We start from the raw sequence: 15896 nt of genomic DNA, 5'->3' as shown, positions 1-15896 counted from the left end.
CGTTTTTTATTTCTACATTTAAAGGAGAGATCGACTATGTCCAATGCACAAAAGGCGCTGGTAATGGCGGCGGGCATTTTCCTCGCAATTGCGCTCATTACCCTCGCTGTCGTGTTGTTTATTTCCGCGCAAGATTCTACAAAAGCAGCTCAAAGCAATTTTAGCAATATCCAAACGGAATTATCGCAGACGGCATTTACGGTGTACGACAACACGACACTTTCGGGTAGTCAAGTCGTCAATGCTCTGCGCAAGTTTTCGGATCAGGAACAATTTGGCATCCAAATAATCACCGGGAAAAACCCGACCGGACAGTGGTATGGCAAAGTCATCAACATTGGCGTTCCGATGGACAGCATCACGTATGGATCGGTCGTTGGCGATGCGCCTGGACGTTTGGAGCATACCGTCGATGAAGCCAATGTGAACTATGTTAATCCGAGCGGAAAGTTTCAGGCGCAATTGGTGCTAGATCGCAGCAACGTCATTCGCGGGATCGTGTTCCGTCAACAATAAGGCGCGAAAACGAAATGAAGCTACGGGGCGTCTGTCTAGCTGACGCCCCCTTTTGCTGAAAGGAGGAAGCCATTGGATTACGCAACGCGAACGATGTTGGAGATGAGTGCATCCTGTCTCCTGTTTTTAGTCGCCGTAGTTAGCGGGCTATGGCTGTTTCAAAACGGCGCGACGCTTGCCGATTCGGCCTATTTCTCAGGTATGACGCAGGACCGGACCATCCGGCAAACGTTGTCTCCCTTGTCCGGTGATGGCAGTATGTCGGGAACCGAAGTGTTTCAGGCCATCGCGCGGTTGGAAGAAGGAGATGCGGAAATCGTGGTGGATGGCGTCCGATACGCATCACCGGTGAATCGGGAGCAATGGTTTTCTGATAGAATCCAACTCCATGGCCGCTACAGCGTCTCGCACGAACGTGACACGGACGGGCGTCTGATGTGCCTGATAGTCGTCACACGTTAAGGAGAATGCCATGAACAGTTATATCAAAGTGTTTGCGATACTGCTTGCCGTACTGCTGCTATACATGTACCCGATTTACACAGCGTTCCAGCAGCAGGATGATATTTCTGAGTTGGTCGTCCTGCGGGCGACAACGGCGTTTGTGGATGCGGTACGTGACAAAGGATATATTTCACCGACCATGTATACCGATTTCAGACAAGCTATTGAGGTGACGGGCCTTAATTTCGATGTGCAGATGGAACATGAGAGCAAGAAATATGTGCCGGTATATGACGATCCGGCCAGGCCGGAAACGTTCCAGGGCACGTATGAAGTGCATTATGATGCGTTTTACAACGCTCAAATCTTGCCGGTGCTGTTTCCCGATAGCTCTGCCCCCAGAGATGACCCGTCAAGAAGGTACAAACTGCGGGTGGGCGATACGTTCACGGTCACGGTCAAAAATGTGAGCCGTACGCCCGGCACGATCTTGTTTGATTTTCTGAACAGCACCGTCAGCCCGAACGATAAAATATTCATTCCTTATGGCGGGGTGGTACGCAATGAAGTGGATTGAATGGGCTGTCGTCGGCGTGCTGATCTTTTTCCCGTTTGCCACGATCAATCAGATTGACGTGGAACTGATGCGTCAAACGATGCTGCTCGAACTGCGTTATGACGCTGCCATGGATGCAGCGGTGGATGCGGCAGCACAAGCACTCATCATTAATGCTGATCAGCAGCATGAGTCACGCTACGAGTCGGTCAAGCAAGTAACGGTCAACAAGGAGGAAGCTCTCACGGCGTTTTACCGGACGCTGTACACCAATTTTGGCATATCCAGCGATCCGGTTTCGCAAGGGGTGTTGCAGCGTTACATTCCGGTAATTATCGTCATTGGATACGACGGGTTTTATGTCTATGCTGAGGATGAATGGACAGATCGTAACGGTCATACCGTCATGGCATCGGCTTGGGGAACCAAACAGCCGTATGCGTATACCGATTCAAGCGGCAACAGCTACTCCTTTACGTTGGACGAACAAGTGCTGGTGTATGTCGCGGCGACTCGTAGTTGGCATGAGGGTTTTCGCAGGGACATTCAAGCGGAGGCCAACATTCCGTTGTTAAGAGATGCTACGTTATTTAATGAAGTGCGTCGTAGCACCATCGTGGGCGCAATACAAGATGAGCTATCCTATCGGATCAACAAGCACAACGAAGTCGCCCTACGAAATGGTCTTTCCTATACGTTTACATTTCCGTCCATCCCGATGGAGGAATGGCACAACACGATTGCCGATGTAGGCGTTGTAGCTTTTATGCGGGGCATTCCGATCGGACACAAGGTATATAACAGCTACGCATTGGGCGGCAGCCGCGTGATGAAGCCAACGGAGATTGTGGGAGCGATGAAAGACAATATGAAAGTATATTATCGCAGAACCTGCCCGTTCTCCTATCCGATAGAAGAAACGTTCACAAGTGAAAAAGCGGCTGCGAAACAGGGCTATATGCCCCTTTCCTGTTCCTCTTTCTAAAAGTGGACAGACTGATTCATGCACATTATGCTAGTAGTAACAGGTGCAACCAGTTCAGTCAGGATTACTTGAATAAGAGGTGAAATGAGTGAAGAAATGGTTTATGGCCATGACGATTACCGTCCTGGTTAGCAGCTTGTTCGGAGTTGCGGCAAGTGCTGCCAGTCTTCCTCCTACGTTTGTAAGCGTGGTGTTGGACGGTAAAAAAATATGGTTTCCCGATGCCCAAGCTTATGTTGACGAGAACCAGCGAACATTAGTGCCAGTTCGCTTTGTTGCGGAATCGCTTGGTGCCAAGGTTGGCTGGGAAGCTCCGAGCCAATCGGTGCCGATTGAACGGGACGGCCAGCAGATTCGACTGCAAATCGGTTCAAATATTGCGCTTGTCAATGGACAAGAGGTCGCTTTAGATACGCAAGTGGTAACCAAGGACGGCCGGACGTTTGTGCCGCTGCGTTTTGTCAGCGAGGTGCTGGGCGCAGAGGTGGAATGGGACGGCAGTACGTCAACGGTGACAATTCACACGAAGGACATCTCTGAGAGCGACACGGATGAATGGGGCCGCTTGCTCCGCAAGACGGATCTTCCGAAAAATGCGGCGGACTATCCCTACATTTTGGCCGATGTTCCCAATGAGATGTACGAGATGGCGTACCCCCCCTCCCGTCCTTCAGAAAGCAAAGTGTCTTCCGAACTGTACGCGACCATCCCCGAATACAACAAGCAGAACGTGGACATCTGGATGGGACACTTAAAAACGTTTGGCGCTTTGTTGTTAAATGTAGATTACCGCACGATTGATGATACGTGGGCGCAGGCCATGTTTGCAACGAAGATGCAAAACTCCAATGCGGAATTGAGATACATTCGTGAATATGTGGATTGGGTGAAAGAAAATCAAATTCATATTATGGGCTACCTGGAACCGGAGCCGTCCATGATTTTTTATGACGGGTTTGGAGCGGATTATATTCGCGTCAAGTTTCGGGTTCAATTCCTCTCGTTTAAACATCATGAACGGTTGATTTATGATAACTGGTTTCCGCAGGAAGCAGATTTTGAAAAGAATGTGTGGTATGAAGGGTACGCCGACATCAAAATGGTCACCAACGTCGGCGGCCATTGGGGAAGCACGTTAAAGGTCTCGCCCACGGCCAGCTTGTTTTTCAACCACACGATTTCAAAGGTGGAATGATCGGTGAGCAACAGAAAACTTTATCAACGTGTACTGTGCATGCTGCTGGCATGCACTTTTTTTATGCCGTTTTTCGTCGTTCAACAAGCGGCGGCAGCTCCCCCGCAAGTGATTATCCGTGACGGCAAGATTCAATTCGAAATCACCAGCACGGCGGCGAGCACTTCGATTCGGTATCGGACGGTGGGCTGGGTGGTGACCCGGGAGCAAGTTTGCAGCACAACATCGCCCAAACAATGCGCTGACCCGCGCAGCAGGCCGCATGCCTTGTTTATGAATCAGGAAGTACGACAAATCGGGCAGCATCCCGATCCTCCTGTACCGGGGCAACCGTTGACATCATACTACGAAATCCCCGAAGAAATCGTGACGCAGCGCCTCTGGCAAGCAGGAATGGAAGGCATTCAGAACAATGACGATCTTTACTTTTATGCTGTGATGGTATCGGTCAATGCGGACGGCTCGGTGCGGAAAGGTCCGTTTTATACGTTGTCCGGGATCAAACAAGCGGAAGGCTGGAGATTTCCGGACGATCTGGATGATTACTTTGGCTTGCATATTCCATATCGTAGTGCGGAATTCCCGGTGGACGTTATCGCTAAAACAGTAGACGGACGGGTGATTGACCGACCGGATGTGACATTTGAAAAAGGAAAGTTCGAGATCGGGGAAACGATCAATCATGAATTTCCGGCGGTGATCGAAGACAATGGAAAAACGTATACCATCGCTCGCTCCTATATATCACCGAAGCAAGACCCGTCGCGAAAAACGTGGGTGCAGGAAAACCCGGAAACGAACGAAAAAGTGCGCATTCGCAGCTTTACGGTCGCGCTGGGCGGAACGAATCTAATCGCCGAATACCATGAGGAAAATACGGTGAAGGCGATTTATATGACAGAAGGCGGCCAAGTCCTGAAAGAGGTGGATAAAGGCGAATATGCGACCGGAGATGAAGTGAATCACACGTTTGAAGCCGCACTGACCAAAGACGGGCAGACGTATGAAATCATCCGGTCTTATATCACGAACAACAACAAGCCCGACGAGAAATTGTTTATTCAGGAAAAAGGAGATAGCAAGTTGCTGGATCGGTCCATCTTTGTCGGTTCCGGAGGCTCCAATTTTATCGGCATATACAAAGGGGGAAATGGCGGTACGGATGACGAAACAGAGCCTGGAGCTGTCAAGGAAAACGAAGTGATGAATCCCGATGCTTCGGCTGTGATCCAAGCGGATACTCGCGGTGCGGAACGCTTCGACGTGCTTCAAGGCATCCCGACATCGGAGAGTCTTTATGTTCAAGCGAATGCCAAAGCGTATCTGTACCGAAACAAATTTACGGAAATCAAAGGGACGAAGACGTACCCGATTACCGTTAGTCGAACATACACGCTGCGCTGGACGGAATACGTTTCCGGTCCCCCGGACAGCGAAGGCAATCCAACCAGAGTGCCTGTTTCACGCTCGGATACACAAACCGTAACGAAAAGCTATACCGTGGAGCGCAAGTACAGCTACTGGCTCATTGATCGTCTGGAGGTATATGGCTTGCAAAAAGCAGAGGTTTCCAACTACGCGTTACCCAGCGGACAAGTTACCTTGAAGCCGAACGGCTACGCGCAGCCAAGGGTCTCGGTTTCTCACGACGCCACCCATCAGGCTCATATTATCGATCCGGTCTATCAAAATGTGACGCTGCCTGGGCAAACGATTCAAGGAGGTTCCAGCCGTCCATCTGTGCCGAATGAGGATTGGACCAACGCAGCGGAACAGGCTGTCGGAAAAATCAAAGTGAAAAATGACTCACTGATCTTTAACGGGCAAACGATTATGGACAACCGGATCACGGAAGAAACCGCCCCGCCCCCGAGGGAGATACCGACTCCGCCCGAGATCGGACAAAATGTTCTGTATAGCAACGGTTTGTTGATCGATGCCAGCAAACCCAACAAGGCCGAACAGCCAAGCTCCGGCACGATCTTCTATGCGCTCATCGAAGGAATTGGAGGCGGCCAGAACCAAAGCTATCCCATTGATGGCATTAATCCGGTGACGGTGCATACGCCGGTCGTCAACCAGGCTTCCGTATCTGACGATCAGGCGCATAATCAAAAAACGCTGCCGACCGCAGGGAGAGCCGCGCTTATTCTGGATCGTCCATTTACGGTCATCATCCCAACCAATGGAGCGCATCGGGATATAAAGGGTTACGGCAATCGCGACTATGGCAAGTATATGCGCGACAAGCAAGTATGGTTTCCGTTTGACGTGTACAAAGCGGATCGGAAAACGCTGATCCCGAAAGAAACATGGACGTCGATCCCGGTCGGCCAGATTCAGACAACGTTTTATTTACCTGTTTGGGTGGACGAGGGCAATTATGATGTACTATTCCGAACCATTGCTGAAAACAGTCCTCCCTCCTTTACGTCACAAATGAACGCCAATTTAGACTTGACGCACCATGTGGCCACACAGGTTGTGCCGGTTGAAGTGATCGGCCGTGTCTATGATTTCCGCATCACAGACATTGCCGACTTTAATTGGGAGACCGTATTTCGCAGAGAACGAGGAAGTGCAACGCCGACTGGCAACGCTTATTGGGTGGGTACGAAGGGCATCGACGGCGCAGCACGGGGGAATCAGCCTCCTTACGTGTTGCCGATACGACCGGGGAGCCATCCGGATGCCGGCAAGAAAAACGTGGCTGTCAAAACCGGCTACCATATTAAATTTGAATTGAAGAGTATGGGCAATATGTTCGGTTCGGACGACGGGATCAAGATTACGCCAACCTTTTACTTTGTCGACAGCAAGGGCAAGAACCGGCAAGAGGTGGACTTGTACTATCATTCGGGGAATAAACGTTTTATTCGCATCGGCTCCAGTGCAGATGTGGAGCGGCGTCATGTGACGCTGGACACCCGCTTGCGCAATATGTCCCAGCAGGAACTGACGAACACGGCATCTTCCCTTTGGTCGCTGAACGGTGCGTCTGGCAACCAGCAAACGTTTATTCAGCAGTTTTTGAAAGATGCACAGCAGCCCGTTTACGTGGGCGGATATGATGTCATGTTGCTCCCGCCACGGCTTCGGACATTTATCGGCAGTATGGAAGTTCCTTCCGGCATTGACGTTTCGCGTGCCCATGCTTCGGTGCAGCGATGGGTTGGCGAATACAGTCTACCTGCCGCGCCGTATGTCGTCCCCAAAGGATTCAACTTGGCCGAGTACGGACGAACCAATCGGCTGGACGATAAGTCGCCTATCTTTTTGCGGGACGGGTACATCATTGTCAATTTCAATATCGAAACGATTCGCAATCAGAATGTGAATCAACCGCATTTGCAGTATATCCACGCGCCGCTCAGCAATCAATGGCGACGAGAAGGGTTTCAGCATCGCTTTGTCGACCCGTATGGAGCAACGTTTAGTTTGCAGGACGGCGATATGGTGTTCTATCATGCCGACCTGTCTTCTTATGATGACTTTGGAACAGGGGGTACCCATTAAATTCACCAGCCGGGAGGATAGATCAAATGGAAAGGTTACAAAGTGCCGCACCGGAGGAGGCGGCTTATTTTTATTCCTCGTCTGCTGAGGAGGGCATTGCGCGCGGATGCATCGGTCATCTGCGCGGCGATTTTGGACGGTCGGGCGAAGAGTTCTGGGTGACCTGGTTTCCCCGGAACTCACCTTTTGAAACGCCTACATTTCAAGAAGAATTGGGCAAGGCGTTTCAAGTGATCGGCGATCAGGGCGTGCTGAAAAGCCGTCGGCATATGCTTCGGTTCTGCAGCCAGCATCCGGAAGCACGGATCGGCGGCGCTTGGAGCACAGATGTGTACGGCTTCCGCATGGAGACGCAGGATCACCGATACTATTTGCGATGCTTTCCTTTTGCCGGGGATTACAACTTTTACTTATACTGCTACGCCCGGCCGGAGCGCGTGACGGAGCAGCAGCGGCAAGCGTCAGCCGTGCAGAAGAAAAAAACGGAACAGCAACGTTAGTGGAAACGGAGGTTCGGGCGATGTTTGGCGAACTTCAACCGTTAGCATCGGAAGAGACACCTTACTTCTATTCAGCGATCGCGACTCAAAGCAAGGAACTCAGCTATATCGGTCATTTGCGAGGAGATTTCGGCACTGATGACGATCAGTTTTGGATGTCATGGTCGGATCATGCCGGGGAACGGAGGACGCTTGCCTTTCGCCAGGAACTGGCGGCACTTGTGCAACATTTGCAATGGCAAGGACTTTTGCTCAATTTGAATGAGATGCGAGCCTATTGCAGGCGGCACCCGGAAGCACGTATCCCCGGCGCATGGCATTCCGATGTTTGTGGTTTCTGTTTACAAACCACTCACTATCGCTATTATATTCGCTGCTTCCCCCATCTTGGCGATTACAGCTTCTATATCTACTGCTACCGCAAGAATCACTTGCTTGGCCGATCTGTTCAGCAAAACCAGAACGGCGCGGTAAACCTTGTGAAGGAGGACGTACAATGAATGATCTAGCACGCTACATGCTGATCGCGGGAGCAGCCGTCCCGCCAGCTGCAAAGCTGTTGTACGGCTATTGCTGGATAGGGCGGGCGACACAAGTCGGTCTACCTGTCCAGTACAAAAATGGCAATCGATGTAGGTTTTTCTCCTTCGACGGTATGTCGAAACTTGCACCGTTTGCAGAGTAAGGGCTTGATTCGGATCATGACCCGCTATTCGGAGGAGGGGATTCAACTGGCCAATCAGATTACGATCTTATGAAAGGAGAAAGGTACCGTTGACCGCGAAAATACAGCATATCGTTGATTTGTCCGTTCATACCGCCCGCACGGTTGTGGAACATCCCGACCGTTGGGCGGATTTTTTATCGACAGCGGCGTGGAACTACAAGTATCCGTTTCAAGATCAGTTATTAATCTATGCACAGCGGCCCGATGCTACAGCTTGCGCATCCATCGACGTCTGGAACAAGCGGCTCAACCGTTGGGTCAAACGCGGGGCGAAAGGTATTGCACTTATCGAAGACCGGGGCAACCATTTTGGGTTACGGCATGTGTTTGATATCTCGGACACGCAAAGCCGAGATCCTCGACCGGTCTCGCTTTGGCGCATGGAGCCGGGCGATATAGCGGTCGTTACGGAAACGTTGAACAATGCGTTTGGCGAGCAGGAACCGGATGCGGCATGGCCGAATGCGCTGCTGAGCGCAGCCCGGAACGCAGTGGATGACAACAGTTCGGATTATGTGGATTTGCTTGTTCGAGAGCTTGAGGGCAGTCTGCTTGAAGAACTGGAACGCCAACCTGTGGAAGTGCTGTTCCGTCAGATTGTGTATCATTCCGTTGCCTATATGGCACTAACCCGCTGTGGTATGAACGCCCCTCACTATATTGGACGGGAGGATCTTTCAGGCATCGGGAATTTCAATACACTGCCCGCTCTTTCGCAGCTTGGAGCAGCGATCAGCGACATCGCGGAGATGATGCTGCGGGAAATCGAATCGACGATACGGGTGCAGCGGCGTGTAGAACGTCAGACTTCACAGGCTAGAGACGTTCGCACCGTTGCAAGAGAAACGGCCTTGACACAAAATGAAGCTAAACGATTGCCAGAAAGGACGGATGAACATGGAAGTGACTTACACCCGTCAAGGGGGCTATCTGCTGCCCGACCTGACACTGACCGAGGATCATCAACTGATCGGCAAGTATGGGATGTTGCGCAAAAACTACCTGAAAACCGAGAAGAAAGGCACATACGCCAGCCTGCTGCTCTCGGGCGAACTGCACCAGCATCTGACGGAAATCGACCGGTCGGCGCGGACGCAGCTCGAACAGACGATGAACGAACTGCTCCGTCTGCACCCGGCCCCGGACAAAGCGAGCGATCCGCTGGGCTGGACGGGTTACATGAACAGCCTGAAGCAACAGGTGGAGGAGACCATTCTGACAGAACTGATTTACAACTAAAATGGTATGATCGAAAAACGGAAGATCGGAGTCTTCCGTTTTTTCATGACCATCATGCCATCAACGATCTACTGCGCACCGCTCCTTTACTGAAAAGCAAGTCGGAAATCGAGGCTTTCTTCGCCGCACATGAAAATGAAGGGGAGCGGGCGTTGTATGTGCGTAGCCTGTTTGCGCCGGGTCAGTCCGAGCTTACGCTGGACGAAGACCTTCTCATCGGGTATGAACCGTATCGCAATGTGCTCCATCTTTGGACGGGTCCGGCAACCGAACCAACCGCACAAAGTTTTTACGATTGGGAAGTGATCGCCGGCCATATCAACAGTATGATAGTACTTAACGAATTTGACCCGGCACGAAAGACGGAGCCATCGGTTCAGCAGCAAACCTTATTTATGGAACAGGCGGAGGCGGATACAGCCTCCGCTTTTGTCTGGCCGCAGGCGGTGATCGATGCGATTCTCCAACAAGGAAGCGGCTTTGCCAACAGTAAATATCGCATTGCTCTCCATTTTCAGCAATCGTTATCGGAGAAAGAAAACGCCGAATTTTTGAAACGGGAATATGGCACGGGCGGGCGCGCCCCTGTACTGATCGGCACGGATATTTATGAGCATCATGATAGCAAAGGCATCACGTTGACCCGACGTTCAATGACGGATCAAGAGCAAAAGCTGGTGTTGCCTTGGATGAAGGTACAGAAGCGGATCGGCGAGTTGCTGGCGGCGGGACGTTATCTGAATCGTTTGGAAACGGAACGACTTCCTGCATTTGCCGAGCAACTGGAGGGGCGCCGCGGGCAGATGGCCGAAGAAGCGTCTGCTCGCGAACGGTTGGAACAAGAACATCCGTCCTCCTCACAGCAGTCGGAGACGATGGAGCGGAAGCAGGCGCGTTATGCCTATGCGCCCGGCGATACGGTTTTTTTTGGCGCGGACGAATATGAGATTTTGCTGGTGGAAAACGGTAACGTGATGCTGCGGGATGTTCATTTTCCGCTTTTCACCAAGGAACTGGAACGCCGAGATTTTGAACGCATCCTGCGTGAAAATCCGCTTAATGATCATCTGCTAACTGATGAACAAGGAGTGGAAACCGAAGCGGAGGAACCTGCCGGAAAAGAAATAGAGCCGGAGCTTTCGGATGGAGATGAGCCGAAGTCTGCCTCGGCATCCCTTCAGTTAACCGAACAAGTATCGGATGAGGCGCATAATGAGGAAGCACCCTCTGCTCCTTCCGCTGTCGAGGATGTACGGTCTGTTGCACCGCAAACGACTGCGGTGAATTACCGTATCACCGATGACCAGTTAGGGCATGGCGGAGCCAAGGTTAAGTATGGTTTTAATGTAGCCGCGATTCGCTTGCTCAAACAATTGGAGCTAGAAGGCCGCCAGGCAACTGCGGATGAACAGGTCGTTCTCGCCCGCTATGTCGGATGGGGCGGAATCCCACAAGTATTTGACGAAGCGAACGCGCAATGGACGGCCGAATATGCCGAACTGCAATCGTTGCTGGAACCGGACGAATATGCGTCCGCTCGCGCATCAACGCTGAACGCTCACTATACGTCTCCAGTTGTCATTAAAGCAATCTATGGTTGCCTGGAAAGGATGGGCTTTCGCAACGGCAATATTTTAGAGCCGTCCTGCGGGATCGGCAATTTCTTCGGGTTAGTTCCGGAGTCGTTTCAAGACTCGCAGCTATTTGGTGTAGAGCTGGACAGCATCACAGGTCGCATCGCCAAGCAGCTTTACCCGCAGGCAACGATTGCGATCAGCGGGTATGAGGAAACCGCTTTGCCGGACAGTTTTTTTGATTTGGCCATAGGGAATGTTCCTTTCGGCGGGTATGGTGTGGCGGATAAACGCTACGACAAGCACAAGTTTCTCATTCACGATTACTTCTTTGCGAAAACATTGGACAAAGTGCGTCCGGGCGGCATTATTGCCTTTATTACGTCCAAAGGAACGATGGATAAACAGAACCCGGCTGTCCGCAAGTATATTGCGGAACGGGCAGAATTGCTGGGTGCGGTTCGTTTGCCGAACAACGCTTTTCAGTCCAACGCCGGAACGGAAGTGACGGCGGATATTTTGTTTCTGCAAAAGCGCGACCGAATGGTGACTGTCACCGAACAAAGTGTGGAATGGATTGGCTTGGCAGAGACAGCCGAAGGCGTGCCGATCAATGCGTACTTTGCTGCGCATCCTGACATGGTGCTTGGGACGATGGCGTTTGATGACCGGATGTATGGCAATAGACAGGAGACGACTTGCAACCCGTACCCGGATGCTAATTTAAGCGAACTGCTGGGAGAAGCACTGACCAATATCCATGCCGATTGGGTGGAGGTTGAGAGGGAAGTAATGCCGGATGAAGAAGACACGTCCCTCCCGGCCGATCCGACCGTGCGCAATTTCAGTTATACCCTTGTGGACGGCCAACTGTATTACCGCGAAAACAGCCGGATGCACCGAGTGGACACGTCGGCCACGGCCGCCGGGCGAATCAAAGGTATGATCCGATTGCGGGATACGGTGCGCGAACTGATCGAATACCAGACGGAAGATTATAGCGACGAAGAGATCCGGGAACAGCAGCGGAAATTGAATGCGCAGTATGATCGTTTTACCGCCCAATACGGTCTGATCAACAGCCGCGCCAACAGCCTGGCATTCGCCGACGATAGCGCCTATTTTTTACTTTGTTCATTGGAAGTGCTCGACGAGGAAGGGAAGCTGCTACGCAAAGCCGATATGTTCACGAAGCGTACGATTCGGCAGCGCACGACCGTTCGGCATGTGGAAACGGCAGAGGAAGCGCTGGGCGTCTCCATTGGAGAAAAAGCACGTGTCGATCTCCCCTATATGCAAGAATTGACCGACATGACAACGGAACAGCTTGTTCAGGAGTTGCGCGGCGTGATCTTCCCCAACCCGGAAAGACTGGATGAGAAAGGACAGCCGGTTTTTGAAACGGCGGATGCTTATTTGTCTGGCAACGTTCGTGACAAACTTCTGATTGCACGGCGTGCCGCCGAAATGGATGCAGAGCGGTACGGCGAAAATGTCAAAGCATTAGAAGCGGTGCAGCCGAAAGATTTGGATGCTTCCGAGATTGATGTGCGGTTAGGAGCGACGTGGCTTCCTCCGGAAGTGATCCGGGAGTTTATATTCGAACTGGTGGACACGCCATACATGTTCCGGCAGTCTATCGACGTCTTGTATTCCGAATATACAGCTGCCTGGAATGTCCGAGGGAAAAGCAATGACCGCAGCAACAACATTAAAGCCAACGTGACCTTCGGAACGAATCGTGTGAATGCGTATAAGATTTTGGAAGATACCTTAAATTTGCGAGATGTGCGCATTTTCGATACCGTGCTGGAGAATGGCGTGGAAAAGCGCGTTTTGAACAAGCAAGAGACCGCAATTGCCCAACAAAAGCAGGAGATGCTGAAAGAAGCGTTCCGCGATTGGATTTGGAAAGACCCGCAGAGGCGGGAACGATTAACGCGTTTGTATAATGATCGTTTCAATGCGATCCGCCCGCGCGAGTACGATGGCAGTCATATTCGGTTTACGGGAATGAATCCGGAAATCCGGCTGCGCCAACATCAAGTCAATGCGGTTGCCCGGGCGCTGTATGGAGGCAATTCCCTTTTTGCTCATTGTGTAGGCGCAGGCAAAACGTTTGCCATGACCGCTGCGGCCATGGAAAGCAAGCATCTTGGCTTATGCAGCAAAAGCATGTTCGTTGTTCCTAATCATTTGACGGAGCAGTGGGCAGCGGAGTTTTTGCAGCTATATCCATCGGCGAATATTCTGGTGGCGACCAAGAAGGACTTTGAAACGAAAAACCGCAAAACGTTTTGCGCGCGGATTGCCACCGGCGACTATGACGCGATCATCATCGGACATTCGCAGTTTGAGAAAATTCCCATATCGATGGAGCGCCAACGTCAACAACTGGAGGAACAAATTTACGAGATCACAAGCGGCATTCGCGAGCTGAAGGAGGCCAAGGGCGAACGGTACGCGATCAAGCAACTGGAGAAGACGAGGAAGACGCTGCAAGCCAAGCTGGCAAAGCTGAACGATACCAGCCGCAAGGATGATGTGGTCACCTTCGAGGAGCTGGGCGTAGATCGGCTATTCGTGGACGAGGCCGATTCGTACAAAAACCTGTTTCTTTACACGAAAATGCGCAATGTGGCCGGACTGTCGCAAACCGAAGCGCAGAAGTCGTCGGACATGTTTGCCAAATGCCGCTATCTGGACGAACTGACCGGAGGCCGGGGTATCATCTTTGCGACGGGTACGCCGATCTCCAATTCCATTACGGAAATGTATACGATGCAGCGCTACTTGCAATATGAGCGGCTGCGAAAGCAAGGATTGCAACATTTTGATTCCTGGGCTTCGACGTTTGGCGAGACGGTCACGGCGATTGAACTGGCACCGGAAGGAACGGGCTATCGGGCGAAAACCCGGTTTGCCCGTTTTTACAATTTGCCGGAACTGATGAATATGTTCAAGGAAGTGGCTGACATCCAGACGGCGGACATGCTCCAGCTTCCCGTACCGAAATCCCATTTCCACAATGTTGCCGTGCCGCCAAGCGACTTCCAGCGGGAAATGGTCGCGGATCTCGCCCACCGTGCTGAGCGGGTGCGAGCCAAGGAAGTAGAGCCGCACGAAGACAATATGCTCAAGATTACGAATGATGGGCGTAAGCTGGCACTGGATCAACGGCTGGCCAATCCGATGTTGCCCGATGACGAAGGCAGTAAAGTGAGCGTTTGTGCGGACAATGTGTTTCGGCTATGGAAGGAACACGAGGAAAAGCGGCTAGCCCAACTGGTGTTTTGCGATCTATCCATCCCAAAGCAAGACGGAACGTTCAATGTGTATGACGAACTGCGACGCAAGCTGACAGAGAAAGGGGTGCCTACCGAGGAGATTGCGTACATTCACGATGCCAACACCGAGGTGAAGAAAAAGGAACTGTTCGCCAAGGTGCGGACTGGCCAGATTCGTATACTGCTCGGATCGACATTTAAAATGGGGGCGGGCACCAATGTGCAAACGAAGCTGATTGCGCTTCATGATCTCGATTGCCCTTGGCGCCCGCGCGACCTGGAGCAGCGAAGCGGACGCATTATCCGGCAAGGCAATGAGAATAGCGAGGTACACATTTTTCGGTATGTGACGGAGAACACGTTCGACGCTTATTTGTATCAGACGCTGGAGAATAAACAGCGCTTTATCTCGCAAATCATGACCAGTAAATCGCCGGTACGTTCTGCCGAGGATATCGATGAAGCAGCCCTTTCTTATGCCGAAGTCAAGGCGCTGGCAACCGGTAATCCGTATATCAAAGAGAAGATGGACCTGGATATCCAGGTTTCCAAGCTTAAGCTGCTCAAGGCTAATCACTTGAGCCAACGCTACGCATTGGAGGATCGGTTGCTGAAAGTATTGCCGCAACAAGTCAAATCTACAGAAGATCGAATTGCCGGATATGAACAGGATGTCGCTCTATATCTGCGTTCCAAATCGGCTGTGCCGGAGGGAACGGATGAATCCAAGTTCCCAGGTATGGTCATTAAGGATTTTACCTACACGGAGAGAGCGGCAGCAGGCGCGGCCTTGCTGGAGGCGTGCAAGGGAATGACTTCATCCGAGCCGCAGGAGGCGGGCAGTTATCTCGGTTTTTCCCTATGGTTATCCTTTGACAGCTTCCATAAAGAATACAAGGCGACCCTGCGCGGCGCATTGGACCATACCATCTCGCTAGGGATGGATGCAGGCGGCAACATCACCCGGTTGAACAATATGTTGGCGGATTTGCCAGCCAAACTGGAACATAGCCGCCAGCAACTCTCCACGCTGCTCCAGCAGATGGAAACAGCGAAGGAACAAGTCGAAGCTCCTTTCGAGAAAGAACAGGAGCTGCTAACGAAATCGGCGCGACTCGCGGAACTGAATGCCCTGCTTAATATGGATAAGCGGGAGAATGAAGCCGTGGACAGCGTTCCGGACGAAGAACCGGAAGCGCCCGAACGGCGAGTGGTGGGCCGTGGGCGATAACGGCCTGACACCGTCGTTCCTCCCCCTGAAAGGGAACTTCATGCTGACCATTACGGAGAAGAACATGGTATCGGTGCGAGCATTTCACAGGTCGAAGATCGCTCACTTGTTAAAATTATCAATTTC

10 protein-coding genes are annotated in these 15896 nt (G+C 51.8%); all 10 read left to right on the top strand.

From position 1 onward, the window contains the following. The first annotated feature begins 36 nt into the window (after positions 1–36). The 10 genes from NST44_RS29515 (at position 37) to NST44_RS29470 (ending at position 15770) form a co-directional block, all read left to right on the top strand. On the top strand, positions 37–516 hold the full coding sequence (locus tag NST44_RS29515; protein ID WP_007130992.1) for a hypothetical protein: 480 nt from the start codon (positions 37–39) through the stop codon (positions 514–516). 72 nt (positions 517–588) lie between these two features. After that, complete coding sequence (locus NST44_RS29510) at positions 589–978, top strand: hypothetical protein (RefSeq protein ID WP_007130991.1); 390 nt, start codon at positions 589–591, stop codon at positions 976–978. Between the two features lie 10 nt (positions 979–988). Then, positions 989–1537, top strand: a complete 549-nt coding sequence (locus NST44_RS29505; RefSeq protein ID WP_340901333.1) for a hypothetical protein — start codon at positions 989–991, stop codon at positions 1535–1537. Then, positions 1524–2501, top strand: a complete 978-nt coding sequence (locus NST44_RS29500; protein ID WP_007130989.1) for a hypothetical protein — start codon at positions 1524–1526, stop codon at positions 2499–2501. The genes NST44_RS29505 and NST44_RS29500 overlap by 14 nt, the downstream gene beginning before the upstream one ends. A gap of 88 nt (positions 2502–2589) precedes the next feature. After that, positions 2590–3696, top strand: a complete 1107-nt coding sequence (locus NST44_RS29495; RefSeq protein WP_007130988.1) for a copper amine oxidase N-terminal domain-containing protein — start codon at positions 2590–2592, stop codon at positions 3694–3696. A 3-nt stretch (positions 3697–3699) separates the two neighbouring features. Further along, positions 3700–7212: a DUF5704 domain-containing protein gene (locus tag NST44_RS29490; RefSeq protein WP_007130987.1), complete on the top strand. Its 3513-nt coding sequence runs from the start codon at positions 3700–3702 to the stop codon at positions 7210–7212. A 26-nt stretch (positions 7213–7238) separates the two neighbouring features. Next, on the top strand, positions 7239–7712 hold the full coding sequence (locus NST44_RS29485; protein WP_007130986.1) for a hypothetical protein: 474 nt from the start codon (positions 7239–7241) through the stop codon (positions 7710–7712). A 20-nt stretch (positions 7713–7732) separates the two neighbouring features. Beyond that, a complete protein-coding gene (locus NST44_RS29480) occupies positions 7733–8212 on the top strand; it encodes a hypothetical protein (RefSeq protein ID WP_007130985.1) in 480 nt (159 codons plus the stop codon). After that, positions 8209–8397, top strand: coding sequence for a hypothetical protein (locus NST44_RS29475; RefSeq protein ID WP_007130984.1), 189 nt, complete (start codon positions 8209–8211; stop codon positions 8395–8397). The genes NST44_RS29480 and NST44_RS29475 overlap by 4 nt, the downstream gene beginning before the upstream one ends. 89 nt (positions 8398–8486) lie before the next feature. Next, positions 8487–15770 (top strand): DEAD/DEAH box helicase family protein, encoded by a 7284-nt coding sequence (locus NST44_RS29470; RefSeq protein WP_007130983.1) that lies wholly within the window; start codon positions 8487–8489, stop codon positions 15768–15770. Positions 15771–15896: the final 126 nt, after the last annotated feature.

The sequence above is a fragment of the Paenibacillus sp. FSL W8-0919 genome, from assembly GCF_038003785.1.
Lineage (GTDB): Bacteria > Bacillota > Bacilli > Paenibacillales > Paenibacillaceae > Paenibacillus_AQ > Paenibacillus_AQ lactis.
This window is presented reverse-complemented; position numbering and strand designations above follow the sequence as displayed.